Consider the following 25284-nt stretch of genomic DNA (forward strand, 5'->3'; position numbering starts at 1 on the left):
CGGCCCGGGGCTTCCCGGACCGCCCCTCGGAGCGAATCAGGCGCTTTCGGCGGTGAAGTCGTCTTCGCCGTCGGTGATCGCCTTGTCGGTGGTGTCGCGCTTGGCGCTCTTCGAGCGGCCGCGACGCTGCTGGCGGGGCAGCGTGGTGGGCGGCGGCGGAGCCGAGGGCGCGCTGCCGCCGAGGATCAGCTCGGCGAAGGTCGCCATGGCCTCGTCGAGCTGCCCGGCGTGGCGCCGCTCGCTCTCCTCGTTGGCCTCGCGCACCAGGGCGTTCAGCGCGTCGCTGTCCGGGCGCGACGAGAGCGTGCCCGACAGCTGCGTCAGGTTCTTCGACAGCGTGCCGCCGAGGTCGCCGAGGCCGGTCTTGACGCCCTCTTCGACGGTGTCGAGGCGGCTGGTGAAGCCCTGCTCGACGGTGTCGATCCGGGTGTTGACGTTGTCCTCGACCTGGTCGAGCCGGGACGAGACCTCGCCCAGCCGGTTGGTGAGGTGCTCCAGGCGGTCGGCCAGCTTGTCCAGCTTGTCGGTCGGGTCCACCGCGGGGCGGGCCGCGAGCTGGTCGAGCTTGGCGTCCAGCTGGTCGCGGCTGCCGGAGACGGCGTCGGCGAGCGCGTTCTGCGCGCTGCCGGTGGACTCGGCGACCGCGCGCTGCAGGGCCTCGCGGGTGCCGTCGAGGTGCTCGTGCACGCCCTCGTCGATCTCGGCGAAGCGGCCGCGCAGGCTCGTCTCCAGGGAGTCGATGCGCTCGCGCACCGGGCCGTGCACGGTCGCGGGCAGCGACTCCAGCCGGCCGTCCTGCTTGTCCAGGTGCAGCCCCAGCTCGTCCAGGCGCTTGTGGATGTGGCCGAGCTTGTCCTCCAGGCCGTCCATCCGGCCGACCACGCCGTCCATCCGCCCGGAGACCCCGTCGAGTCGGCCGTCGAGCTGGGCGAACGGTTTGGCCAGCTTGTCCACCAGGCCGTCGACGGAACCCTTCAGCTCGAGCAGCGCACCGTCGTGCGCTTCGAGCTTGGCCAGGGCTTCGTCGAGTCGTTCGGCCAGCACGCTGACTTCGGTGCGGTCCGGCAGCTCGGACAGGCGCTTGCGCACGGAGCCCAGCGACTCCAGCGGGGAGAGCCGGGCGTGGATCTCGTCCAGGGCGTCGAAGATCTGCTGTTGTTCGCTCTCGCGGATCTCAGCCGCACGCGTGAGCATGTTCCGCATGCGGTCGAACGACATGTTCTCGGTCACGGCTAGGGGCGTCCTTCGTCGAGGGGAGGTGAGGACTCACCGAGCCTAGCCATTCACTTCCCGTGTTCCCAGGCACCCCCCGATACATTGCGTCACCACTTCTCGGGCGATGACTCCATTTGGAGCAGCATTCTTCGGCCAAGAAGTCCAGTCGACTCGCCGCCGATTGCCTTAAGCGTTGCAATTGGCTCCATCCGGGTGAGTTTTGCGTGACGGCCGTCCGGCTAGCCGAGCACCGGAAACCCGCAGTTCCCGAAGTTGTGGCCAGGTTTTCGCTGGTAGCTGACAGTGAACCCGGTACTCGCCCCCTGTAACGTGGATGCATGTCGACTCCGGTGAACCTGAACACCATCCGGCAGGCGCCCAAGGTGCTGCTGCACGACCACCTCGACGGTGGGCTGCGGCCGCAGACCGTGATCGATCTGGCGCAGGCTGCCGGGTATTCCGAACTCCCCCACGAGGACCCCGTTGAGCTGGGGAACTGGTTCGAAGCGGCGGCGGATTCCGGGTCGCTGGAGCGGTACCTGGAGACCTTCGCGCACACCGTGGCGGTGATGCAGACGGAGCAGGCGCTGGTCCGCGTCGCGGCGGAGTGCGCCGAGGACCTGGCCGAGGACGGCGTGGTGTACGCCGAGGTCCGCTACGCCCCGGAGCTGTTCCAGGAGGGCGGGCTCACCCTCGACCAGATCGTGCAGGCGGTCCAGGACGGATTCCGGGAAGGCGAGCGGCGAGCCGCGGCCGCCGGGAAACGTATCCGAATCGGTACCTTGCTGTGCGCGATGCGGCAGAATGCGCGCTCGCTGGAAATCGCCGAACTCGCCGTCCGGTACCGGGACGCGGAAGTCGTCGGCTTCGACATCGCCGGCCCGGAGGCCGGATTCCCGCCCACCCGGAACCTGGACGCGTTCGAATACCTGCGCCAGCAGAACGCGCATTTCACGATTCACGCCGGTGAGGCGTTCGGGCTCCCGTCGATCTGGGAGGCCATCCAGCACTGCGGCGCGGAACGGCTCGGGCACGGCGTCCGCATCGTCGACGACATCAAGGTCGACGAGGACGGTTCGGTGCACCTGGGCCGGTTGGCGTCCTACGTGCGGGACCGGCGGATCCCGCTGGAGATGTGCCCGTCGTCGAACCTGCAGACCGGGGCGGCCGCGTCGATGGCCGAGCACCCCATCGGACTGCTGGCCAAGCTGCGCTTCCGGGTCACCGTGAACACCGACAACCGGCTGATGAGCCACTGCTCGATGTCCGGCGAGTTCGCCGCGCTGCACGAGGCCTTCGGCTACGGCTGGGACGAGATGCAGTGGTTCACGGTGAACGCGATGAAGTCGTCGTTCATCGGCTTCGACGAGCGGTTGGAGCTGATCAACGACGTGATCAAGCCCGGCTACGCGGCACTGCTGGGCTGATCGGGCGTCGCGCGTCGTCCGGACCGGGCTGCGCGGGCGGTGCCGTCGGTGGATACTGCCAATCCTGAAGGCGATTCGTGTACGGCGCGAGGTCTGCGGCGCCGCGCAAAGCCCGGGAGGGAACCGTGGCACGGGGTGGTGAACCAACGCTGATCACGTCGGTGCAGCGCGCTCTTCGGTTGCTGGAGGCGGTCAGCGAACAGCCGTCGGGCACCACCGCGAAGCACCTGTCCAGGCGGACCGGGATCGCGCTGCCGACCACGTACCACCTGTTGCGCACCCTGGTGCACGAGGGATATCTCGAAAAGCTCGACGACGGCGCGTTCATCATCGGCGAGCAGGTGGCCGGGCTGCACTCGGCTGCGCAGGGCCAGGGCCTGCGCAGCCGGGTCCGCTCGGTGATGACCCAGCTGCGCGACGAGCTGAACGCGGCGGTCTACCTCGCCCACTACCGCGACGGCGAGGTGGTGGTGACCGACATCGTCGACAGCCCGCGCATGCCGCGAGTGGACACGTGGGCCGACTTCAAGCAGGCCGCGCACGCCACCGCGATCGGGAAGTGCCTGCTGTCCGGGCTGAGCCGGGCCGAACGCGCGGACCACTTCGACCGCTACCCGCCCGCGGACCTCACGCCGCGCACGATCACCCGGATCCGCGACCTGATCGAGAGCCCGGAGCACCCGGTGGTCGCCGACACCGAGGAGTACTCGCTGGGCACGGCGTGCTTGGCGGCACCGGTCCTGGGCGCCGATTCGCCGATGACGCTGGCGATTTCGTTCCCGGCGCGCAAACTCGCCGCGGCTTCCTTCGAAGCGCCGCTGCGCGTGGCCGCCGGAGAGATCTCCCGGAAGCTCGCGGTGGCCGGCGAGTTTCCCACTGCTGGGTGAACTTCGCGCGGAGGTCCGCAACAGACCTGCGCTCAATCACTATCTGAAATATTCCATCTTGTTGAATTCCATGCGTTTCGCGAGCATCTTTCGCAGCGGGGGCGTATTCGGTGAGGGGCGTCAACCCTCAGCGACGTCCCTCACCGGTGCAAAGGCTGAGGGGAACCATGTACGCGGGCGACGACAGGACACTGCTCGAAGCGGTCCGATTCGGCTCGTCCGAGGCATTCGCCGAACTGTACGCCCGGCACCGCGCGGCGGCGCGGACGATGGCCAAGCAGGTCGCGCCGACTCCGGCCGATGTGGACGACCTGGTCGCCGAAGCCTTCACGAACATCCTGGACGTGCTGCGGCGCGGTGCGGGCCCGGAAACGGCCTTCCGCGCCTACCTGCTCACCACCATCCGGAACCTGGCCGCCGCGGCCGGCAACCGCGAGCGCCGCGTGCACCTGGCAGCCGAGCTCGACGGCCTGCACCCGGACGAAACCCTGCCGTTCATCGACCCGGCGGTGGCGGAGCTGGAGCGGAACCTGATCAAGCAGGCCTTCTCCCGGTTGCCGCGGCGCTGGCGCCACGTGCTCTGGTACGTGGAGGTGGAGAACCAGACGCCGGCCGAGGTGGGCAGGCGCTTCGGGATCAGCCGCAACAGCGCGGCGGCGCTGACCTACCGGGCCCGAAAGGGCCTGCGGGAGGCCTACACCCAGGTGTGCCGGGGCGAACCGACGCAGCGCCGGCTCGCGGCCCCGGGCCAGCTCCTCGCCGTCGCCTGATTCGCAACTTCCATTGAAATCGACAGTGCGATTTCAATGGAAGTTGCGCTGCGGCAGGCGGATCCGGAGACCCTCAGTGGGTGCGGAAGCGCTCTTCGAGGGATTCGACGAGCTTGCGCCAGACCTCGACCTCGGCGTCGAACGGCCCGCTCGGGGGCAGCCGGTTCGGGCTGGGGCGCAGGACGAACGAGACCAGCCAGCCGAGCCGTTCCGACGGCTGGAGGGCCTTCTCCACGCTGTTGTCGCCGGCCCAGGCCGCCGCGTCCATCAGCAGCTCCTCGGCCAGGTCCAGCTGCGTCGGGTCCACTTCGGACGGCCCGTTGCCGAGGTCGGCGTCCAGGCCGGTCAGCACGTAGGTGTTGTCGTCGTCGACCTCGACGTCGAGCTCGCCCGCGGTCGCCTTCTCCCGCACCTGCGACCAGGTCGAGACCCGCTCCAGGTCGGTGCCGGTGACCGCGTCGTCGTCGGCGATGAACCGGGCCAGCGCGCGGGCGCTCGGGAACACGTCGATCTTCCCGTCGCTGCCCAGGAACACCGGGTCGTCGTCGAGGTAGCAGCGCAGCGAGTAGTGCTCGCCGGTGCTGGTGATGATCCGGATCGGGTCGATGCCGACCTCGCCCCAGAACCCGAGTTCGGCTTCGTCGAGCTCGTCCACGTCGGACTCGTCGGCGGTGCCCGCCGCGTCCTCGTCCTCCTCGTCGGCCTCCAGCGCCTCGGCCAGCTCGGCTTCGGCGGTGGCGACGGCGTCGGCGGGCACGTCGGGGGTGGTGACCACGGCGTCGATGGCGTCGAGCACCTCGTCCCAGCGCTCCACGACGACCTTGCACAGCTCGGTCCAGCGGCGCTGCCCGTCCTTGCCGGAGAAGGCGAAGGTGCCCTGGTCCAGCAGGGCGAAGCCGTCGGCGGAGTCCAGCACCTCGTGCACCGCGTCCAGCTCGCAGACGTCGGCCAGCGAGCGGGCGATCTCGACGATGTCGGCGAGTTCGCCGACGGTCCAGGTGTCCAGCGGCTCGGCCACCAGCTCCGGAACGCCGACCAGGTCGTACTGGTGGTCCTCGTCCGGGCTCAGGTCCTCGGCGGCGAGCTGGGGCACCACGTGCCACGCCGGGTGGTCGTCGAGGTCGTGCTCCCGGGCGGTGCGCACGAACGCCGCCAGGTGAGCGGGATCGGGGAATGCGTAGAGGTCGTCCTCGTGCCCGAGGAACGCCTCCCACTCCTCGCCGTCCTCGCGCCAGCGCGGCGCCCACAGGGTGACGACGTCGCCCTGCGGCAGCCCGAGCTCGATGGGGACGATGTCCTGCGCCATCTCTCTACCTCCGGTCACCGAACCAGACCTCGCGGAAGCCTACGGGTTGTCCGTTCACAGCGTGTTCCCCGGTCCGGCTGTCACCGTATCGAGCCCAGCTTGTGCAACGGTCGACGGAACAATTCGTAACGATCAGTCGTCGGAATGGTGATCGCGTCCCAATCGGGTTGGGCTGTTCGGCTCAGCGATGGCCCCGGTCGGGGGTGAGGTCACCTTTGGCGGTACCCCTCCGGAGCCTTCCCGGCGACCATGATCGGAATGGATGTCGCGGAACTGTGGTCGGAAATCGTGCGCTGGTTGTCCGAGCACGCACCGGTCACCGCAGCGGCCTTGCTGACGCCCGTGCCACCGCCGGACCTGGCCGAGCTGGAAGCGGAGTTCGCCGTCGAGCTGCCTGCGGAACTGCGTGAGCTCTGGCTGTGCTGCGGCGGCACCGGGGTGGACGTGCTCGCCGACGTCCTGCCGCCGTTCTACACGCCCTACAGCGCGCTCGAAGCGCGCCAGGCGTGGCGTGATCACCGCAAGCACTGGGCGGCGCAGTGGGAGCGCCCGGCCTGCGACTACTACGCCGGTTCGCCGGGTTCGAGCTTCCACCCGGCCTGGATCCCCATCGCCGGCGACGGTTTCGCCGACGAGCTGGTGGTGGATCTGCGCCCGGGGCCGCTGCACGGCTGCGTCCTGGAGTGGGAGCAGGAGACGGGGCAGGTCCTCCGCCCGGAGTGGAAGAGCGTCGCGGCGATGCTCTTCGACGTCCGCCGCTCCCTCCTGGAAGGAGCCCCGGCGGGCCACAGCTACCCGACGGTGACCGAAGACGGCCGCCTCGACTGGCAGATCCGCTGACTCACCCGGTCTCGTTGAGCTGCGGTTATCGCAGCGCAAGTCAGGTTTCACGGTTGGGCGATGGTTCTGCGCGGCCCACTAGTTTGCGACGCCTACTAGTTGGTGTTACGTTGCCGGCATGGCGGACAGGACGATCTCGGGGCGGCAGGCGCAGTGGTTGCGCGGCGTGCTCGACCTCGCCGTGCTGGCTCTGCTGGCCGAGGGCGGCGAGGGCTACGGGTACACGCTGCTGCAGCGGCTCGCCGAGGCCGGGCTCCCGGGGATGAAGGCCGGGACGCTCTACCCGTTGCTCAACCGGCTCGCGGCCGATGGGCTGCTGAGCGCCGAGTGGCGTGCTGGGGAAGGCGGTCCCGGGCGAAAGTTCTTCGCGCTCACCGACGAGGGGCGCGCGGCGCTCGCCGAGCAGGGACCGAAGTGGGTCGAGTTCGCGAAGAACTCGATCTCAGTTGTGGAACGAGGGGTGCAGTCTTGATGACGCTGGACGAGAAGTACCGGGACGAGTTGCTGCTCGCGCTGCGCCTGCACGAGATCTCCGGCGAGCGCGTCGGGGAGGTGCTGGCCGAGGTCGAGGCGCACGTGCGGGAGACCGGGGAGGACCCGGAGGAGGCCTTCGGCAAGCCCCGCGAGTACGCCGCGCAGGTCGCCGAGCAGCTGGACAGCCGCACCGGCAAGCCGTCCACGCTGGCGACCGTCGCCAGCGCGCTCGCCACCGCGGCGCTGGTCATGTTCGGCTCGGACTTCGCGCTGGACGCGCTGTTCGGCGACGCCGACGTGGTGGCCTACACGCTGAAGGACACGGTGTCCCTGATCTCGCTGCTCGTGCTGTTCGTGGCCGGGATGATGCTGCTGTTCAAGGCCTACACCGCGAGGGCCGGGAACAAGGCCTACGGGATTGCGGCGATCGGGGCGTTCGCGCTGGGGATCCTGGCGCAGTTCGCGGCCGGGCAGCTCGTCGACGACGTGACCCCGCTGTACCAGCTGCCGAGCTGGCTCGCGTTCGTGCTCGGTGCGGCGGCGCTCACCGGAGCGGTGCTCCTCCTGGTGCGCGCTGCCCGCCGGGGCCGGGTGGTGTACCCGAAGGCCGGCTGAGCAGGCGGACTTCTGCGATTTCAATGGAAATCGCGAACCCCTCCGGCGTGTCGGACACCCGACACGCCGGAGGGGTCTTCGATTTCAATGGAAATCTGACGTCTGATTTCCATTGAAATCGCGTCAGGTGCCGACGGGGTGCCAGACGGTCTTGACCTCGGTGAAGGCGCGGAGGCGCTGGAGGTCCGGCTCGCGGGTCCAGTCCGGTTCGCCGCGCACCGGGAGGACCCGCTTCACCGTGTCCGCCGCCGCGCGGGCCAGTTCGGTGCGCAGGTCCGCCGGGGCTCCGGTCGGGTCGAGGGCGTTGACGTCGGCGTGCGAGGCCAGCCACGGGCCGAGCTCGGCTGCCCGGCCGGTGAGCACGTTGACCACGCCACCGGGCACGTCGGAGGTGGCCAGCACCTCGGCGAAGGTCACCGCGGGCAGCGGTTTCTCCGCGCTGGCGACCAGCACGCAGGTGTTGCCCGCCGCGAGCACCGGCGCCACCACGCTGATCAGGCCGAGCAGCGCGGACTCCTGCGGGGCGAGCACGCCGACCACGCCGGTGGGTTCCGGGACACTGAACGAGAAGTACGGTCCGGCCACCGGGTTCGCCGCGCCGAGCACCATCGAGATCTTGTCCGTCCAGCCCGCGTACCAGACCATCCGGTCGATCGCGGTGTCCACGGCGGCGTTCGCCTGCGCGGTGGACACGCCCTCGGCGGCGGCGATCTCGGCGGCGAACTGGTCGCGCCGCCCCTCCATCACCTCGGCGATGCGGAACAGCACCTGGCCGCGGTTGTAGGCCGTCGCGCCCGACCAGCCGGCGAACGCCTTGCGCGCGGCGGCGACCGCGTCGCGGACGTCCTTGCGGGACGCGTGCGCGGCGTTGGCCAGGAACCCGCCGTCCGCGGCGTGCACCGGGTAGACCCGGCCGGACTCCGAGCGCGGGAACGACCCGCCGATGTAGAGCTTGTAGGTCTTGGCCACGGCTAGCCGCTCCGGGGTGCGGTTGTCAGACATCGAGGTACGCCTCCAAACCGGCCCGGCCGCCCTCCCGGCCGAATCCGGACTCCTGGTAGCCGCCGAACGGGGCGGTCGGGTCGAAGCGGTTGAAGGTGTTGGCCCACACCACGCCGGCCCGCAGCTGCTGTGCCGCCCACAGGATCCGGGAGCCCTTCTCCGACCAGATCCCGGCCGACAGGCCGTACGGGGTGTTGTTGGCCTTGGCGATGGCCTCCGCCGGGGTGCGGAAGGTCAGCACCGACAGCACCGGGCCGAAGATCTCCTCGCGGGCGATCCGCATCGACTGCTGCACGCCGGAGAACACCGTGGGGGCGAAGAAGAACCCGCGCTCCGGCAGCGGGCACGGGCTGGTCCAGCGCTGCGCGCCCTCGGCGTCGCCGCTGTCGGCCAGCTCGGTGATCCTGGCCAGCTGCTCGGCGGAGTTGATCGCGCCCACGTCGGTGTTCTTGTCCAGCGGGTCGCCGACCCGCAGCGTCCGGATCCGCGCCCGCAGCCGCTCCAGCAGCTCCTCGGCGACCGACTCCTGCACCAGCAGCCGGGAGCCCGCGCAGCAGACGTGGCCCTGGTTGAAGAAGATGCCGTTCACGATGCCTTCGACGGCCTGGTCCAGCGGGGCGTCGTCGAACACGATGTTGGCGGCCTTGCCGCCCAGCTCCAGGGTCAGCTTCTTGCCCGTTCCGGCGACGGTGCGCTGGATCTGCTTGCCGACCTCGGTGGAACCGGTGAAGGCGACCTTGTCGACGCCGGGATGGGCGACCAGCGCCGCACCGATGTCGCCGGCGCCGGGGAGGATGTTTACCACGCCCGGCGGCAGCCCGGCCTGCTGGCAGATCTCGGCGAACACCAGCGCGCTCAGCGGGGTGGTCTCGGCGGGCTTGAGCACCACGGTGTTGCCGCAGGCCAGCGCCGGGGCGATCTTCCAGGCCAGCATCAGCAGCGGGAAGTTCCACGGGATGACCTGCCCGGCCACGCCCAGCGGGCGCGGGTCCGGGCCGTACCCGGCGTGGCCGAGCTTGTCGGCCCACCCGGCGTGGTGGAAGAAGTGCGCCGCAGCGGTCGGGATGTCGGCGTCGCGGGATTCCCTGATCGGCTTGCCGTTGTCCAGCGTCTCCAGCACCGCCAGCTCGCGGCCGCGCTCCTGGATCAGCCGGGCGATGCGGAACAGGTACTTCGCGCGCTCGGTGCCCGGCATCGTCGACCAGGTCGAGTCGAAGGCGCTGCGCGCCGCCCGCACCGCGGTGTCCACATCGGACTCATCGGCGCTCGCGACCTCGGCGAGCACCTCGCCGGTGGCCGGGTCGATGCTCTTGAGCGGCTCGCCGCCGCCGTCGGTGAACTCGCCGCCGACGAACATCCGGTAGCTGGGCTTGAGGTTCGCGATGTCCCGCGATTCCGGGGCGGGTGCGTACTCCCAGGGGCTTTCGGTCATCAGTCCACCGCCACGTGGTCGGGGCCGCTGTAGTGGCCGTCGAGCTGGGTGCGCCGCTGCATCAGCAGGTCGTTGAGCAGGCTGGACGCGCCGAAGCGGAACAGTTCCGGGGTGAGCCACTCCGGCCCGGCGACCTCGTGCACGGCCACCAGGTAGCGGATCGCGTCCTTGGTGTTGCGGATCCCGCCCGCCGGTTTGACGCCGCGCAGCTCGCCGGTGGCGTCGCGCCAGTCGCGGACCGCCTGCAGCATCAGGTGCGTCACGGGCAGGGTCGCGGCCGGGGAGACCTTGCCGGTGGAGGTCTTGATGAAGTCGCCGCCCGCCAGCAGTCCGAGCCAGGACGCGCGCCGCACGTTGTCGTAGGTGGCCAGCTCGCCGGTCTCCAGGATGACCTTCAGGTGCGCGTCCCCGCAGACCGCCTTGACGGCCCGGATCTCGTCGAAGACCTGCCCGTAGCGCCCGGCCAGGAACGCGCCGCGGTCGATCACCATGTCGATCTCGTCCGCCCCGGCGGCCACCGCGTACTCCACGTCGGCGAGCTTGACCGCGCGCGCCGCGCGGCCGGACGGGAACGAGGTGGCGACCGAAGCGACGTGCACACCGGTGCCGTCGAGCTCCTGCACCGCGGTGGCGGCCAGGTCGGAGTACACGCAGACGGCGGCGACCCGCGGGGTGTCCGGTCGCTCCGGGTCGGGGCGGCGGGCCTTGGCGCACAGCGCCCGGACCTTGCCCTCGGTGTCGGCGCCCTCCAGCGTGGTCAGGTCGACCATCGAGATCGCGGTGTCGATCGCCCAGCGCTTGGCGTCCTTCTTGATGCTCCGGGTCGCGAGCCCGGCGGCCCGCTGCTCCAGGCCGACCTGGTCGACGCCGGGCAGGCTGTGCAGGAAGCGCCGGAGCGACCGGTCGTCCCGGACCGCATCGGAGAGCTCGGATGAACTCGGCGACTGTGCCATGCCCGGGAGTCTAAGTGCCCGGCTCGCCGCACCGCCGGGCCTGGAGTGATCACGCCAGCACCGGTGTCAGCGACCGCGTCAGCGCAACGTCAGGGCGGTGTCACGACGGCCGCCGAGAGTTGGCGGCATGACGACGAAGAACAGCGCTTCCCCGGCCACCTCGACCTGGACCGGCATGGTGCCGGTCGACGACGCGGAGCTGGCGGTCACCGACAGCGGCGGTGCCGGTGTCCCGGTGGTCTACCTCAACGGCCAGTTCGCCACCCAGGGCTACTGGCGGCGCGTCCTCGCCGAGCTGGGCCCCGACTTCCGGCACATCACCTACGACGAGCGGGCCCGCGGGCGGTCGAAGCGGTCGGCGGACTGCTCCTTCGAAGCCGCCGTCCGGGACGTCGACGCCGTGCTCGCGGCCCGGGGCGTGGAGCGGGCGCTGGTGGTGGGCTGGTCCTACGGGGCGTTCGTCGCGGCGCACTGGGCGAACCGGAATCCGGACCGCGCCCTGGGTGCGGTCATGGTCGACGGTGCGCAGCCCTACGACTGGCTGGACGAGGCCATGGAGCAGCGGATCCGGAAGCTGTTCAAGCGGCTGAGCTGGGTAATGCCGCTGGTGCGGCCGACGGGCCTGGCCCCGCGGATGTCCGCCGAGCAGATGGCGGAGATCAACATCGAGCTCGGCGAGCTGGCCCGCGAGCGCGAGCTGGGCCCGGTGCTGGACGGCATCACCGTCCCGGCGCGGTACGTGCTCGCCTCGGGCACCTCCTTCGGGAGCAAGGGCGACGAGCAGGAACGCCTCCGCGCGGCCCTCGGCGCGGTGACCGCCCGCAACCCGAACATCGAGATCAGCGCGAAGGTCGCGAGCAACCACGGTGCGATCCTGCGCAAGGACTTCGGCGCCATCGCCGGGGCAGTGCGCGAGATCGCGGCGCTCGATCGCGCCGGTCGCTGAGTCGACCAGCGGGTCGGCGCCGGTGTGCACTTCGTCAGCCGGGCGGGGCGGCGGCTCCCGGCATACTGGGCGCAGGCTCAGGTCGGACGGAGGGCACATGCTGATCGGGGAGTTGTCGCGGATCAGCGGGGTCGATGCGCGGTTGTTGCGGTACTACGAGTCGCAGGGGCTGCTCGAGCCCCGGCGGGGCGCGAACGGCTATCGCGAGTACGACGAGAACTCGGTCGTGGTGGTGCGGCAGATCCGCGCCCTGCTGGAAGCGGGGCTCTCCACCGAGGTGATCCGGGCGGTGCTGCCCTGCGTCCGCGGTGAGCTGCCGGAGTTCGAGTGGTGCGTGGACGTGCGGGCCATCATGGACCGGGAGCTGGCGATCGCCGAGGAGCGGATCGCCGAGCTGCAGCGCAGCCGCAGCAACCTGGCCGGATTCCTCGAGAATTCCTGATTCACGGCGCGACGAGCGGTTCCGCCTGGTGCGCCCGGTGCAGCAGCTCCAGGAACTCCGGCGCCGCCGGGACGTCCGTCGCGTCGATACGGTGCACCGCGATGCCCGGCGTCCAGGAGTTCATGACCACCGCTCCCGCCAGCTCCGGGAGGTCGGCGGGCCGGATCTGGGCGGTCCGCTGCGGCACGCCGAATCCTTCCAGCTGCCTGCGGACGGTGCCCATCATGGTTCCGACCAGCATGTCGGCGTCGGGCCACACCACCGCTTCGCCGTCCCAGAAGGCCAGGTTCCAGATCGAGGCCTCGCTGAACCGGCCCCGGCGGTCGAGGAAGACCGCGTCGTCGAAGCCCTGCGCCACGGCTCGTCGCAGGGAGTGGGTCTTGGAAACCTCGCCCACGTGCTTGAGCTCCGGGAGGGCGCGTTCGTGCTCGACGGTCATCAGCGACAGCGGACCGGTGGGGCCGGAGGCCGCGGGCGAGGTGCGGACCAGGACCTCCAGCGGCCCGTCGGCGGCGGTGAACTCGCCCGCGTTCGAGTAGACGGTGGCGAGCAGGGAGTGGTCGGCGGGCGAGCCTTCGACGGCGGTCCGCAGGTGGGCGCGCACCTGGTCGTCGGGCAGCGCCTGGCCGAACATCGTCAGCGAGGCGTTCCGCAGCCGCTCCAGGTGCAGGTCGAGGCCGCGCACGCCGCCGTCGCGCACCTGCATGGCGGTCATGTGCGCGAAGCCGGCGAAGGCCAGCGGCGCCAGCTCCTCGGCGGTGGCTTCCCGGCCATTGCGCTGAACGGCGAAAAAGGACATGAGTGGCTCCTGAGCTCGTGCTTCCCGTCTGGGCTCAGGAAGGACGCTAGGGCCTCCAACCGGTTGGAAGGTCAACCCGCAGTGGCCCGGAACACAGCTGCGGCATGCTGGTTCCCGATGCGCACCGATTGGGATCCGGTCCCGCCGGCAGAAGTGCACGAGCTGTTCGCCGCTCTGGCGGCTCCGTGGTGGCTGGCCGGCGGCTACGCCGTCGAGCAGGCGCTCGGGCGGTCGCTGCGCGAGCACGGCGACATCGACGTCCTGGTGCTTCGCCGCGATCACCTGGCGGTTCAGCAAGTCCTGCGCGGGTGGGAGTGGTGGGCCGCCGATCCACCGGGAGCGCTGCGGCCGTGGCAGTCCGGGGAGATCCTGCCCGCTGAGGTCTGCGATGTCTGGTGCCGTCCGGCGGCCGACCGGCCGTGGCGGATCCAGCTCATGATCGACGAGTCCGACGGCGAGTGCTGGACCTCGCGGCGCAACCCGCGCGTGCGCCGCGAAGTGCGGTCGATCGGCCGCACCGGCGCGAGCGGAATCCCGTACCTGGCGCCTGAGATCCTGCTGTTCTACAAGGCGAAGGACACCCGGCCCAAGGACGAAGCCGACTTCGCCGCCCTGCTGCCGCTGCTCACCCCCGGCCAACGCCGATGGCTGGCCGAGGCGATCGGCGACACCTACGGCGCCCACCCGTGGCTGGCGCACGCCAGTCCGGGCTGACATGCGAAAGTGGGAACTGACGGAGCGGCGTTGGGCGGTGGGGCGATGAACAGCGAGCAGTTGCTGGCGCTGCTGTCCGCCGTGGGCCACGCGCAGCGCCTCCGGATCATCGCCGAACTCGCCGACGGGCGGCTGTACGTCAGCGAACTCGCGCGCCGCCTCGGCATGTCGCGGCCCCTGCTCTACATGCACCTGGAGCGCCTGGAGAAGGCGGAGCTGGTCGACAGCAACCTGGAGCTTTCCGCCGACGGCAAGGCGCTCAAGTACTTCGAACTGCGTCCGTTCGAGTTCACCCTCGACGTCGCCACGATCCGCGCGGCGCTGCAGGAGTCGGACGACGCGGAGTCACCGGACGGGAAGGGAACCCGGAAATGAGCGGAGAGGTCGTCGGCATCCTGGTCACGCTGATAGCTGTGGCCGGAGTCACCACGAGCATCATCGCGTACTTCCGCCTGCAGCAGCACCGGGCGGACGCGCAGGCGCTGACCGCCTACCGGGAGTTCGCCGAGCAGGCCGTCGCTGAGCAGCGGGAACTGCGGGCCGAGGTGGCCGAGGTGCACCAGCGGCTCAAGTCGGTGGAGGAGCTTCTGCGCAGCGTCGGCTAGATCGCCGGAAGGCAGCGTCATCCGCGGGAGGGGCCGGTTCCGGCTCCTCCCGTTCTCGTTCTCCGCGCAGGACAGCGGCCCGGTTGACCGCTCGTAGTTTCACCTGTCAGTCTGAGATTACAGGTGAAAACTGACTGAGGGGTTGAACGGGTGAAGAGGCCGTCGGTCACCGTTTCGGTGGCGAGGTGGAGCGCAGCGCGTCCGGGGCGCGCGCTGATCAGCTGGGTGGTGTTCGTCGCGCTGTGCCTCGGAGTCGGGAGCATGGTCGGCACGAACAGCGCGACCAGCGAGGACTACCGGGTGGGAGAGGCCGGGCGGGCCGAAGAGCTGGCCTCCGAGGCGGGTCTGCAGCGCCCGGCGACCGAGTACGTCACGATCTCCGGCGGTCCGCAAGCCCGCGCGGCGGCCGACGAGCTGACCGGTCTGCTGCGCGAGCAGCCGGTGGTCGCCGGAGTCGCGGCGCCGATTCGCTCCGCCAACGGCGTGCTGATGGTCGAAGTGTCGATGCGGGGACCCGAGCTGGAAGCCCGGAAGCACCTCGACCAGCTGACCGCGCAGACCGAGCGGGTGCAGCGGAACTACCCGGGCCTGGTGCTGGAGCAGACCGGCAGCGCCTCGATCAGCAAGGGCGTGGACGAGCAGCGCAGCAGCGATCTCGCGCTGTCCGAGGCGATCACGTTTCCCGTCACGCTGATCACGCTGCTCGTGGTGTTCGGCTCGGTGCTGATGGCCGGGGTTCCGCTGCTGCTCGCGATCACCTCGATCATGTCCGCGATCGGCCTGTCGATGGTGGTGTCGCACCTGATCCCGGACGCCGGGGTGGGCAACAACGTGATCATCCTGATCGGCATGGCGGTCGGCGTTGACTACGCGCTGTTCTACCTCAAGCGGGAGCGCGAGGAACGGGCGAGAGGACACCTCGACCCGGCGGTGGTGGTGGGACTGGCCGCCGAGACCGCGGGCCGGACGGTCGTCGTCTCCGGGCTCGCGGTGATCGTCTCCACCGCGACGCTCTACCTGGCCACCGACATCGTGTTCGCCTCGCTGGCCACCGGGACGATCACCGTGGTGCTGGTCGCCGTCGTCAGCTCCATCACCGCGCTGCCCGCGCTGCTGGTGCTCATCGGCCGCCGCACCGCGAAGCGCCCCGCCAAGCCCGAGAAGGTCCGAAGTGGACGGCTGTGGGACGCGATCTCCCGCCCGGCGGCGGAGTACCCGGTGCGCACGCTGTGCTTCTCGGTGCTCGCGATGCTGCTGCTCGCGCTCCCGCTGCTGGGCATGGAGATGCGGGTGCTCAACCGCGACAGCCACTCCCGCGACATCCCGGCGTTGCAGGTCTACGACCGGTTGACCGCCGAGTTCCCGCAGCTGCGCACCCGGCACGACGTGGTCGTGGCGGCGGCCCCGCAGGACGCGGCGGAAGTGCGCGCCGCGCTGGCCGACCTCGGACGCCGGGTCCAGGGAGACCCGCTGTTCGGCGAGGTCACCGCTCCGAGGACCGGGCCCGGCGGCCGGGTGACCGCGGTGCAGGTGTCGGTCCCGTTCAACCCGAGCTCCGAGCAGGCGGCGCGGTCGCTGACGCACCTGCGCGCGGACTACCTGCCGACCGTGGCCGGGCACGTGCCCGGCGCGGAGGTCGTGGTCACCGGCGACGTCGCGCGCGACGTGGACTACCTGGCGCACCAGAACGACAAGCTGCCGGTCGTGGTGATCGCGCTGCTGCTGCTGACGTTCGCCGTGACGGTGCTGGTGTTCCGGTCCGTGGTGATCGGGCTGGTCGGCGTGGCGCTGAACCTGCTGTCGGCCGCCGGTGCGATGGGCCTGCTGGTGGTGTTCTTCCAGCACGGGCTGGCCACCACGCTGTTCGGCTTCGACCCGAGCGCGACCAGCGCGATCGGCTCGCGGGTGCCGCTGTTCCTGTTCGTGATCCTGTTCGGGCTGTCGATGGACTACCAGATGTTCGTGGTGAGCCGGATCCGCGAAGCGGTGCTGCGCGGAGTCCCGGAGCGCGACGCGGTCCACCTCGGGGTGCACCAGTCGGCCAAGGTCGTGACCAGCGCGGCGGTCGTGATGACGACGGTGTTCGCCAGCTTCGTGTTCCTGCACCTGGCGGAGATGAAGCAGATCGGCTTCAGCCTCGCGGTGGCGGTCCTGCTGGACGCCTTCGTGATCCGCGTCCTGATCCTCCCGTCGGCCCTGACCCTCCTGGGCCGAGCGGCCTGGTGGCCCTGGAAACCCCAGCAGGAACCCGCAACCGTTCGCACGCCGCTGCCGACCGGCTGAACGAGAACCGTGAGCACTTCGTGGGGTTCTGGCCCCACGAAGTGCTCATGGGTCGACGGCAGGCTGCCGGGCTCATCGCTCAGTGCACTGGCCCGGTGCCTCGCACACGAGGACGATGGATTTCTCGTCGATGTTGGACGGGTCGACGGTGTGGTCGTCCTGGTTCACGCCTCCGAAGTAGGTGTCGAAGTCGCGCTTCCACTCGGCGCTGCCGACGTAGCTCTTCAGCAGCTTCTTGATCTCCTCGAACTCCGCCGGGTGACCCTTGCGCATCCCGATCCCGTAGTACCCGTTCTGCCCGAAAACCCGCTCCAGGACCCTGAACTCCCCGCTGGAGCTGGCGGCGAACCCCTCCAGGATGAGCTTGTCGGTCATCACCGCGTTCACATCGCGGTCGCGCAGCTTGTCCAGGCACGACTGGAAGCTCGGCGCGGTTTGCGGCTCCTGCCCGTTCAGCTCCTTCTTGATCAGCTCGATCGAGGTCGTGCCGTCGGCGGTGCACACCTCCGCCCCGGTGAACGCGCCCACCTGATCGGGGCCGGAGTAGTCGTTCCGGACCAGCACGCCCGATTGGGACCGGAGGTAGGGGCCGACCATGTCGACCTTCTCGCGCCGGGGCGTGGTGATCGAATAGCTGGCGATGACCAGATCGACCCGGCCGTCCTGCAGGAAGATCTCCCGGTTCGCGGAGGTGATGGGGTAGAAGACCGGCTCGCGGCCGAAGTGCTCCGCGATCCTCCAGGCGAGCTGGATCTCGAAGCCCTGGTAGGTGGTCGGGTCGTGCGGCCGGGCGCCGGCGAGGCCGGGCTGATCGACCTTGACCCCGACGTGGATGTACTTGTCGTCCTTGAACAACTCCGACGACGTCGAGCATCCGGCGACCAGGAGGAGCAGCGCGAGGAGCGACAGGACTCTTGCTTTCATGGTTCCCCTCAGTTGTGCAGTTCCGCGCGGGCGACTTGGAGCTGCATCTGGCAGTCGACCAGCGCGTTCATCGTCACCGCACCGCGGATGTCCGGGTCGCCGCGGACAGGCAGCGTCCGCTCCTCGCCCGATTCGAGCCGGATCGCGTCCGGGTTTCCGCCCAGGGCGAGCTCGACCGAGGTGAAGGTGTCCGTGCCGCAGTCCTGGACCGCTTCGCTGTCCGGAGCGTCGGTGATCCTGAAGCTGATGGTCAGGTGGTCGCGGGGTTCGGTGACCGGGATGGTGAAAGTCGTGCGCTGGCTGTTCATCAGCACCGGCGAGTTCTGCTGAGCCCCTTCGAAGCGGACGTCGGCGGTCACGTCGACGCTGCGGAGGTTGTCGTAGATCAGGTAGCCCAGGGTGCCGAGGACGACGAGGACGAACGCCGAGGCCAGCGCTCCCCACACCGCCGGGCGGCTGTCGGACGGGCTCGCGATGAGGGCCACGACGCTGACCGCGAGGCTCAGCACGCCCGCTATCTCCGCACCCGCGTTGACCTGCAGGAGCCAGGCGGTGAAGCCGAACAGGCACAGGAAGAACAGCAGCGTCCAGAAGAAACTGGGCGGCAGCGGTGCTTTCAGTTTCGAGAAGTCCAGCACGGCGTCGAACCCCCATGTTCGCACTCTTGCGGAACTTGTTGCGGAGTCCGGCGCGGGTGGTGCGGCGCCGGTGGTGGTGCATGGTCAACGAGTTCGCCCGCGAAGGTGTTCCGCGTGGCGGGAGTGTTGCGCCGAACGGGGGCGATTCAGGGCGGAACGGACAATCGTCACCTGTTCGGCTCAATCGGCGGGGCTCGTGAGCACTTCGCGGTGCTGCAGCCCCGCAAAGTGCTCACGGTCCTGTGCCGGGCGTCGGCCCGGCCGAATCCGGATGCTCCGAACGCGCCGTCCGGGGCGACCACCGGTCACTAGCCTCGGGAACGCCAACGGCTCACACGAGGAGATCTGGTGCGCAGAATTCCGTTGTACGCGGCGGCATCCGCCGTGCTCGTGCTGTCCACCCTGACCGGCGCGCAACCCGCGCTGGCCGGTGGTGCCGACCTCGCCTGGGAACCCTGCGGCGAGCAGCAGGGCGAGTGCACTTCGGTCGAAGTCCCGCTCGACTGGCAGGATCCGGACGGGGCGAAGATCGAGATAGCCATCGGGCGATTACCCGCGACCGAACCGGAGAACCGCATCGGCGTGCTGTTCGCCGCGCCGGGCGGGCCGGGTGCCTCGGGTATCGACATGTACGTCAACAGCCCGGACGCGCTGTCCGTCGGCGAGCTGCGCAAGCGGTTCGACATCGTCAGCTGGGACCAGCGGGGCGTCGTGCGCAGCAGCGAGGTCCGGTGCAGCGCCGAGCTGCTGGAGCAGAAGCCCAGCAGCTTCCCCGAATCCGAGCAGGAGTACCAGGCCCTGCTGGACTACAACGCGAAGCTGGGCGAGGACTGCGAGCAGAACAGCCCGGCCTTCGGCCTCGTCGACACGGTCAGCGCGGTCCGCGATCTCGACGCGATCCGCGCGGCGCTGGGCGAGGAGCAGCTGAACTTCTACGGCGCGTCGTACGGGACGCAGGTGGGGCAGCAGTACGCGGAGCTGTTCCCGGACCGGGTGCGGTCGATGGTCCTCGACTCGAACATGGACCACAGCATGCGCTCCGGCGGTGACTACATCGCGACGACGACCGAGGACCAGGAAGGCGCGTTCAACGCCTTCGCGGACTGGTGCGAGCGCACGCAGAACTGCGCGCTGCACGGCTCGGACGTCCGCGCGCTGTGGGCCGACCTGCACGGCAAGGCCGAAGCCGGAACGCTGATCGACCCGGTCAACGGCGAACCGCTGAGCGCGGAGTTCCTCCGCCGCGAGCTCAAGGCCGCGATGTACGCGCCGGAGGAGCGGTGGTTCCCGCTGGCGGAGCGGTTCCGGGCGCTGGCGGGCGGTGGACCGGCGGCCGCCGCGCAGGCCGCGCCGGTGGAGCTGGCGCAGAACTCCTACCAGGCGATCTGGTGCGACGACTGGCGCTGGGACGTCGGGAACTTCGCCGAGCTGCAGAGCTACCGGGACCGCGCGGAGCAGCTCGCGCCGCAGACGAAGCTCTCCCCGTTCTGGAGTGATGTGGCCACGTGCCTCGGCTGGCCCGGGGAGGTCAGCAACCCGCAGCACGAGCCGGAGATCGCCGGAACACCGCCGATCCTGCTGGTGACGGCACGCTACGACGTGGCGACGCCGAACGCCTGGAACCGGACCGTGGCCGACCAGATCGAGAACTCGGTCCTGCTGCACTACGACGGCGTCGGCCACGGGCAGTACTACCACAGCCCCTGCGTGACCGATTACGTCGACGACTACGTGACGACGCTGCGAACGCCGGCGCCCGACACCCACTGCGAAGCGGTCTGGCCGACCGAACCGGCAGGCTGACGGCAAGGCCGTCCGCGAGGCGCGTGCTTTCCGGGCTCCGGGAAATTCACGGCTTCGCGGACGGCCGGGTGCGCGTCCGGCCGTTCGGGATGGCGATTTCGCGCGAAATCGGCGATCGCCAGGGGTGGAAGCGGGCGATTTCGCGCGAAATCGCCACACCACCCGCCGACGCTCCGGGCGAGCGCTCCCGTCCCCGGGGAGCAGTGACAGCTCCTTCGGCAGAATCGGGAACCGGTGCGGGGGAAGAGTCGGCCGACCGTGCGGCCTGATGCGTGCGATCTGGAGGTTCGGTGATCCAACTACCGAAGGCGCTGCTGTGGGACCACAACGCGCACTACCACTCGTGGCTGCTGCGGCAGTTGCCGCCGCGGAGCGCACGAGTGCTCGACGTCGGTTGCGGGACCGGCGCGTTCGCGCGGGAGCTCGCGGAGCGGGCGGAGCACGTCGATGCGGTGGACGTCTCGCCGGAGATGATCGAGCGCGCCAGTGGTGCGTCGGCCCGCAACGTCAGCTGGTTGTGCGGTGACGTGCTGGACCTGTCGCTGGATTCGTCGGGGTACGACGCGGTGACGGCGATTTCGAGCCTGCACCACATGCCGCTGCGCCCAGCGCTGACCCGCCTCGCCGACCTGCTGCGACCGGGCGGAACCCTCGCCGTCGTCGGCCACTACCGCAAGCAGACGCCGACGGACTTCGCCCTGGACGCGGTGACCCTCCCGGCGAACGCGGCCGTCGGCGCCTACAAGGCGGCCCGAGGCCGCGCGGGCAAGCCCCACGACGAGGGCATGCCGGTCAAGGACCCGGCGAACACGCTCCTGGAGATCCGCACCGCAGCAGCGGAAATCCTCCCCGGAGCAGTGGTCCAACGTCGCCTCTTCTGGCGCTACACGCTCCTGTGGCGCAACACCGGCCGCTGACAACCCGGAGGCGGTCGCGCGAAGTCGCCGGCCGTCAGGACTCGGTGAGGGCCCCGACCAGCCGCTTCATCACGCCTTGCCAGTGACGCCCGAAACCCGGCGTCATCGAACCGGAAGCCCTCAACGACCACCTCGGCGCCCTCGGCACCGGGCTCACCACCCGCTACCGGTCGTGAGCGCGAAACAGGGCTGGAACACTGTTACGCGCTCACGACGGTCAGTGGCGGAACGGGCCGGTGATCTCGTAGGTGATGCCGTCGGAGGACGAGCCCGAGGTGCCGCGCTGGGAGGAGAAGTAGAAGCGGTCGCCCGCCGGGTTGAACGCCGGGCCGCACAGCTCCGACTCGTCCTGGTCGTTCACCCGCACCACCGGGGCCACCACGTCGTCCGGCGTGATGATGCAGATCTCCATGTTGCCGCCGTCCTCGGCCACGTAGAGGTCGCCGAAGTCGCTGCTGGTGATGTTGTCCACGCCGCTCAGGTCACCGTCGCCGTCGTAGGCCAGCTCGAAGGTGTCGTCGGCGGCGTTGAACTGCCACACCCGGTCATCGCCCTTGGTGGTGAACCAGCACCGGTCGTTGGCGTAGTGGCAGCCCTCGCCGCCGTCGAAGCGCTTGGCCTCCGAGACCTGCTCGCGCGTCGGGGTGTCGCCGTCCTCGGGCAGCGGTTCGGGCACCTCCACCCAGGTGGCCTTGCCCGAGGTCTCCGACCCGGCGGCCAGCACCTCCAGCACGCCACCCGCGCCCAGGTCGCCCCAGTTGTTCGGCCGGAACCGGTAGAAGCAGCCGTCGGGCTCGTCCTCGGTCAGGTAGATGACCTTGCGCACCGGGTCGCAAGCGGCGGCCTCGTGGTTGAACTTGCCCATGGCGTCCCGGCGCACGGCCTCGTCGCGCCCCCACGGGTCGGTCTCGAAGACGTAGCCGTAGCCGACCTCCTCGCAGGACAACCAGGTGTCCCAAGGCGTTTTCCCGCCCGCGCAGTTGCGCCGGGTGTCGTCCAGGATCCGGTAGGCGTCGGCGATGTTCCCGCCGACGTCGAACCGGACCGCGCCGACCCCGCCGCCCGGCTCGATCTCGGAGTTCGACACGTAGATCCAGCCGTCCCCGTCGGCGAAGCACGCCCCGCCGTCAGGAGCGTCGTGCCAGGTGTAGGACGTGCCCTCGACCTTGTCCCCGGACCGCGCGATGATCCGGCTGGTGAAGCCCTCCGGCAGTTCCAGCCCGTTGCCGTCGGCAGGCAGCAGCGGCCCGTACGGTCCTTCCGCCGACCGGTTCGGCACGGACACGGCAGCCCCGGTCCACAACCCGCCGGAAAAGGCGGCAACCCCACCACCGACCACGGCAGCCCGGAGAAAAGAACGACGCCGCACAACGACTCCTCTCAGTCCGTCGGCGGCGGAACCCCATCCTGGCGGAAGCGGCGGGAGGTCAACTACCGCCGTTCGGCTCATCCGCCCGTCAGCTGCCCGGGACCAGCCACATTCGCACGGTGTCGTTCTCTCGGCTCACGGTGGCCAGGGTGCGGCCGTCCGGGCTGAGCGCCGCGTCGCGGACGTCGGCCAAGGTGTCGATCTTCTGCCCGCTGTCGGTGTTCCACAGCTCCAGGGTGCTCGAATCAGAGGAGGATCCGACGAGGTGGTGCCGGTCCGGGCTCAGCGCGATCGAACCGATCCGGAGCTCCGGGAGGATGATGGGCTGCCGTACCTGGTTCTGGTCGGCGGGGTTCCAGAACCGGATCGTGCCCGCGTCGGTCAGCGATTCGTCCGGGGTGGTGCGGTAGCCGGTGGTCACCAGCAGATCGCCGTTCGAGCTGAACGCGAAGGCGTCGGTGTTCTCTCCCGGGGGAAAGCTGATCGGGTTGCCGATGCGCTGCTGGCCGGCGGTGTCCCACAGCTCCAGGGTTTCGACGCCGTCGGGTTTTTCGCCCAAGGCGGCCATGATGCGACCGTCCGGGCTGAACTCCGCTGCTTCGTCGATGCCGAACTGCGCAGTCTGCCGGCGGCTCGCGACGTTCCACAGCTGCACGTAGGAGCCGGAATCAGGTTCGTGCACCACAGCCAGGGTGCGACCGTCGGCCAGGAGCTTCGGTGCGCTGATCGAGTACCTGTCTTCCGGGTGGGGTTCGACGGTGAAGGGGTCACCGAGCTGGTAGCCGCTGGCCACATCCCACTGCTGCACGATCCACCGCTCGTCGCCCTTCTCCCCGGACCCGATCGTCTCCACTCCCGCCGTGGTCAACGTGCGGCCGTCCGGGCTGAACGCCAGATCTTCCAGATCGGCGAAGGCGACGAGGCCTTGGCCCATGGGCTGCCGGCTTTCCGCATCCCACAGCTGCAGTGTGCCGTTGGTGTGGGCGATGGCCAGCGTGCGGCCGTCCGGGCTGAACTCCACGGCCCACGGCGAGCCTGTCCCGGACATGGTGCCGACCTGCTCGAATTCCGTTGCTGGTGCTCGCAAAACCGGCCACAGCACCCAGGAAAGGATGCCGATGAGCGCCACAGCGGCGACGAGCGCACCGATGCGGAGCCGCCGGATTCGGGTGGTCGGGGAAGACTCCGGCTCGGGGTTGGTGTCCAGTCGGGTCTCGGCCATCGTCGGCGGGCCGGCTTCGGTCGTCGTGCGGGTTTGCGGTGCCTCGTGAAGGATCTCCGCGACGTCCTGCTTTCGCCGTGCGATCAACTCGTGCACCGCGGTCGGCCACGGCTGGGCCGAGGGTGTGATCGGGCCGATCGACTCCAGCACCTCGGCCGGCGTCGGCCGGTTGGCGGGCTCCCTGTCCAGGCACGGTTCGACGATGCGCCGCACCGGCGGTGGAACCTCGGTGAGGTCCGGCTCCGCGCGCACGATGTTGTTGAGGGTGCGCAGGGTCGAGCTGTCGGCGAACGGGCTGTCACCGATGCAGGCGGCGACGATGACGACGCCGAGGGAGAACACGTCGCTGGCCGGGGTCACCGGGTCACCGCCGGCTTGCTCGGGGGACATGAACTCGGGCGAGCCGATCAACCACCCGGTGCGGGTCAGTTCGCTGGTCTGGTCACCGCTGATGGCCCGGACGATGCCGAAGTCGATCACTCGCGGGCCGTCGTCGGTGAGCAGCACGTTGGCGGGTTTGAGGTCCCGGTGCACGAGGTCGACCCGGTGGATGTGGGTCAGCGCCGTGGCGAGCCCGGCGGCCAGCCGCAACGCCGGTTGCTCGGGCAGCGTGCCGGTGGTCGTGATGGCCTCGTGCAGCGAGGGGCCGGGCACGAACACCGAGGCCAGCCAGGGTGTGGGCGCATCGGGGTCGGCGTCGATGACGGCGGCGGTGTAGGCGCCGGAGACGGTCCGGGAAGCTTCCACCTCGCGGCGGAACCGTGCCCGGAACCCGGGCTCTTCGGCGAACTGCTCGTGCACCAGCTTCAGCGCGACGAGCCGTCCGTCGGGGCCGCTGCCCAGCAGCACCCGGCCCATCCCGCCCCGGCCCAGCTCGGCGAGCATCCGGTACTGACCGATCTCGCGCGGGATCGAGGGCGCTAACGGTCGCACCGCCGACCCGGAGCTGGAACCGGGGTGTTGAGTTGTGTGACCTGCCATGATCCCCTCTCCGGGACCGCACTCGACCAATCTTTGGATCTTGCCAGGAAGTCAGCGCTTCGGGGGCGGATCGGGAAGGTCGGTCAGCGCTCGCGTGGAGCGGCAAGCCCGTCTTCTCCTGCTCGGTGAGCTCCCGGTCCGGAATCCGGCAGGGAGTCCGGAACATCTCCTCGCCGCCGAGCTGGATCGGTGCACAAGAGGTCGGCGACGTGCGCAGGTGGCGATCACGTCGGGGGCGATCAGGAACCCCCGCCCCCAGAACGCTCCGGCCGGTGCGCAACCGGACGAGGGCGGGGTCGAGCGGGCCTGCCGCCAGACCGTCCATCAGGACTCGTCGACGCCGTTCCACTCGATGGTGACGTTGAAGTTCGCCTCGCCCGCCGACTTGGCCACCGCGAGGTTCGCCTCGCCGGTCACCTTGATGCCGAACTGGACGTTGACCTTCGACGGCGGCTGTTCCATCGCGCGCAGCTCGCCGAGCACCGCCTCGGCCGCGGACCGGATGCTGCCCATCGCCTTCTGCACGGTCTCCGAGGCCTGCACGACGCGGCCGCCGCCGACCGGGATCGAACCGTGGTCGTCGACCGATTCGATGAGCAGTTCGCCGCCGTCCTCGAGCGGCATCTTCACCAAAGACATCGGTAACCCCCAGCCCGCTGCGGTTGTGACCGAAGTTAACCGGAGATCGGCTGTCGGTGTCGCGGGTTTCGGCAACTCCGC

At 70.0% G+C, this 25284-nt stretch carries 25 protein-coding genes and 1 tRNA gene; 15 read left to right on the forward strand and 11 right to left on the reverse strand.

Annotated features, from left to right (window positions below; genetic code table 11):
- Positions 1–36: 36 nt before the first annotated feature.
- The gene (locus ATL45_RS17995) at positions 37–1230 is read right to left on the reverse strand and encodes a hypothetical protein (protein WP_093157264.1); all 1194 of its coding nucleotides are present in this window, start codon (positions 1228–1230) and stop codon (positions 37–39) included.
- 323 nt (positions 1231–1553) lie between these two features.
- On the opposite strand from ATL45_RS17995, the gene ATL45_RS18000 reads away from it, so the two are divergent.
- The 3 genes from ATL45_RS18000 to ATL45_RS18010 all read left to right on the forward strand — a co-directional run bounded on the left by ATL45_RS18000 (position 1554) and on the right by ATL45_RS18010 (position 4299).
- On the forward strand, positions 1554–2642 hold the full coding sequence (locus ATL45_RS18000) for an adenosine deaminase (protein ID WP_093157262.1): 1089 nt from the start codon (positions 1554–1556) through the stop codon (positions 2640–2642).
- Positions 2643–2767: 125 nt separating this feature from the next.
- Positions 2768–3529: an IclR family transcriptional regulator gene (locus tag ATL45_RS18005; protein WP_093157260.1), complete on the forward strand. Its 762-nt coding sequence runs from the start codon at positions 2768–2770 to the stop codon at positions 3527–3529.
- 167 nt (positions 3530–3696) lie between these two features.
- On the forward strand, positions 3697–4299 hold the full coding sequence (locus tag ATL45_RS18010) for an RNA polymerase sigma factor (RefSeq protein ID WP_093157259.1): 603 nt from the start codon (positions 3697–3699) through the stop codon (positions 4297–4299).
- A 73-nt stretch (positions 4300–4372) separates the two neighbouring features.
- On the opposite strand, the gene ATL45_RS18015 is transcribed toward ATL45_RS18010, so the two are convergent.
- On the reverse strand, positions 4373–5605 hold the full coding sequence (locus ATL45_RS18015) for a SatS C-terminal domain-containing protein (RefSeq protein ID WP_093157257.1): 1233 nt from the start codon (positions 5603–5605) through the stop codon (positions 4373–4375).
- Between the two features lie 530 nt (positions 5606–6135).
- Here ATL45_RS18015 and ATL45_RS38900 point away from each other — a divergent pair.
- The 4 genes from ATL45_RS38900 (at position 6136) to ATL45_RS18030 (ending at position 7534) form a co-directional block, all read left to right on the forward strand.
- Positions 6136–6215: transfer RNA gene (locus ATL45_RS38900), tRNA-OTHER, on the forward strand.
- A 32-nt stretch (positions 6216–6247) separates the two neighbouring features.
- Positions 6248–6445 (forward strand): hypothetical protein, encoded by a 198-nt coding sequence (locus tag ATL45_RS38905; RefSeq protein WP_170210267.1) that lies wholly within the window; start codon positions 6248–6250, stop codon positions 6443–6445.
- A 118-nt stretch (positions 6446–6563) separates the two neighbouring features.
- Complete coding sequence (locus ATL45_RS18025) at positions 6564–6917, forward strand: PadR family transcriptional regulator (protein ID WP_093157256.1); 354 nt, start codon at positions 6564–6566, stop codon at positions 6915–6917.
- Positions 6917–7534, forward strand: a complete 618-nt coding sequence (locus tag ATL45_RS18030) for an HAAS signaling domain-containing protein (RefSeq protein ID WP_093157254.1) — start codon at positions 6917–6919, stop codon at positions 7532–7534. Before ATL45_RS18025 ends, ATL45_RS18030 begins: the two co-directional genes overlap by 1 nt.
- Before the next feature lie 123 nt (positions 7535–7657).
- On the opposite strand, the gene ATL45_RS18035 is transcribed toward ATL45_RS18030, so the two are convergent.
- Genes ATL45_RS18035 through deoC form a run of 3 tightly spaced genes read right to left on the reverse strand, consistent with a single transcriptional unit; the run spans position 7658 to position 10921 of the window.
- Positions 7658–8536 carry an aldehyde dehydrogenase family protein gene (locus ATL45_RS18035; protein ID WP_093157253.1) on the reverse strand — a complete coding sequence of 293 codons (879 nt, stop codon included), beginning with the start codon at positions 8534–8536 and terminating at the stop codon, positions 7658–7660.
- Positions 8529–9968, reverse strand: coding sequence for an aldehyde dehydrogenase family protein (locus ATL45_RS18040; protein WP_093157251.1), 1440 nt, complete (start codon positions 9966–9968; stop codon positions 8529–8531). The genes ATL45_RS18035 and ATL45_RS18040 overlap by 8 nt, the downstream gene beginning before the upstream one ends.
- Positions 9968–10921 (reverse strand): deoxyribose-phosphate aldolase, encoded by a 954-nt coding sequence (gene deoC, locus ATL45_RS18045; RefSeq protein ID WP_093157250.1) that lies wholly within the window; start codon positions 10919–10921, stop codon positions 9968–9970. Before deoC ends, ATL45_RS18040 begins: the two co-directional genes overlap by 1 nt.
- 127 nt (positions 10922–11048) lie before the next feature.
- Here deoC and ATL45_RS18050 point away from each other — a divergent pair, with 127 nt between their 5' ends.
- Entirely contained in the window at positions 11049–11867 is an 819-nt protein-coding gene (locus tag ATL45_RS18050) for an alpha/beta fold hydrolase (RefSeq protein ID WP_093157248.1), read from the forward strand.
- A 97-nt stretch (positions 11868–11964) separates the two neighbouring features.
- Positions 11965–12309 (forward strand): MerR family transcriptional regulator, encoded by a 345-nt coding sequence (locus ATL45_RS18055; protein WP_093157247.1) that lies wholly within the window; start codon positions 11965–11967, stop codon positions 12307–12309.
- A 1-nt stretch (position 12310) separates the two neighbouring features.
- Here the strand turns inward: ATL45_RS18055 and ATL45_RS18060 are convergent, their stop codons facing one another.
- The gene (locus ATL45_RS18060) at positions 12311–13108 is read right to left on the reverse strand and encodes an aminotransferase class IV family protein (RefSeq protein WP_093157245.1); all 798 of its coding nucleotides are present in this window, start codon (positions 13106–13108) and stop codon (positions 12311–12313) included.
- A 117-nt stretch (positions 13109–13225) separates the two neighbouring features.
- Here ATL45_RS18060 and ATL45_RS18065 point away from each other — a divergent pair, with 117 nt between their 5' ends.
- From ATL45_RS18065 to ATL45_RS18080, 4 genes are all read left to right on the forward strand, one after another.
- Entirely contained in the window at positions 13226–13822 is a 597-nt protein-coding gene (locus ATL45_RS18065) for a nucleotidyltransferase domain-containing protein (protein WP_093157244.1), read from the forward strand.
- Positions 13823–13867: 45 nt separating this feature from the next.
- Positions 13868–14197, forward strand: a complete 330-nt coding sequence (locus tag ATL45_RS18070; RefSeq protein ID WP_093157242.1) for an ArsR/SmtB family transcription factor — start codon at positions 13868–13870, stop codon at positions 14195–14197.
- Positions 14194–14427, forward strand: coding sequence for a hypothetical protein (locus ATL45_RS18075; protein WP_093157240.1), 234 nt, complete (start codon positions 14194–14196; stop codon positions 14425–14427). The genes ATL45_RS18070 and ATL45_RS18075 overlap by 4 nt, the downstream gene beginning before the upstream one ends.
- A 150-nt stretch (positions 14428–14577) precedes the next feature.
- Positions 14578–16710 (forward strand): MMPL family transporter, encoded by a 2133-nt coding sequence (locus ATL45_RS18080; RefSeq protein WP_211841242.1) that lies wholly within the window; start codon positions 14578–14580, stop codon positions 16708–16710.
- A gap of 72 nt (positions 16711–16782) precedes the next feature.
- On the opposite strand, the gene ATL45_RS38910 is transcribed toward ATL45_RS18080, so the two are convergent.
- Together ATL45_RS38910 and ATL45_RS38915 are read right to left on the reverse strand one after the other, a co-directional pair.
- Positions 16783–17634: a transporter substrate-binding domain-containing protein gene (locus tag ATL45_RS38910; RefSeq protein WP_170210268.1), complete on the reverse strand. Its 852-nt coding sequence runs from the start codon at positions 17632–17634 to the stop codon at positions 16783–16785.
- A gap of 8 nt (positions 17635–17642) precedes the next feature.
- Positions 17643–18296 carry a hypothetical protein gene (locus tag ATL45_RS38915; protein WP_170210269.1) on the reverse strand — a complete coding sequence of 218 codons (654 nt, stop codon included), beginning with the start codon at positions 18294–18296 and terminating at the stop codon, positions 17643–17645.
- A 324-nt stretch (positions 18297–18620) separates the two neighbouring features.
- Between ATL45_RS38915 and ATL45_RS18090 the strand changes: the two genes are divergently transcribed.
- The gene (locus ATL45_RS18090; protein ID WP_143121729.1) at positions 18621–20075 is read left to right on the forward strand and encodes an alpha/beta hydrolase; all 1455 of its coding nucleotides are present in this window, start codon (positions 18621–18623) and stop codon (positions 20073–20075) included.
- Between the two features lie 290 nt (positions 20076–20365).
- Complete coding sequence (locus ATL45_RS18095) at positions 20366–20992, forward strand: class I SAM-dependent methyltransferase (RefSeq protein ID WP_211841243.1); 627 nt, start codon at positions 20366–20368, stop codon at positions 20990–20992.
- Between the two features lie 217 nt (positions 20993–21209).
- Here the strand turns inward: ATL45_RS18095 and ATL45_RS18100 are convergent, their stop codons facing one another.
- From ATL45_RS18100 to ATL45_RS18110, 3 genes are all read right to left on the reverse strand, one after another.
- Positions 21210–22361 carry an alkaline phosphatase PhoX gene (locus ATL45_RS18100; protein ID WP_093157237.1) on the reverse strand — a complete coding sequence of 384 codons (1152 nt, stop codon included), beginning with the start codon at positions 22359–22361 and terminating at the stop codon, positions 21210–21212.
- Between the two features lie 88 nt (positions 22362–22449).
- Positions 22450–24516 carry a WD40 repeat domain-containing serine/threonine protein kinase gene (locus tag ATL45_RS18105; RefSeq protein ID WP_211841244.1) on the reverse strand — a complete coding sequence of 689 codons (2067 nt, stop codon included), beginning with the start codon at positions 24514–24516 and terminating at the stop codon, positions 22450–22452.
- Between the two features lie 372 nt (positions 24517–24888).
- On the reverse strand, positions 24889–25203 hold the full coding sequence (locus ATL45_RS18110) for a CU044_2847 family protein (protein ID WP_093157234.1): 315 nt from the start codon (positions 25201–25203) through the stop codon (positions 24889–24891).
- Positions 25204–25284 lie beyond the last annotated feature (81 nt).

Origin of the sequence: Saccharopolyspora antimicrobica (assembly GCF_003635025.1) — a bacterium.
Classification (GTDB): domain Bacteria; phylum Actinomycetota; class Actinomycetes; order Mycobacteriales; family Pseudonocardiaceae; genus Saccharopolyspora; species Saccharopolyspora antimicrobica.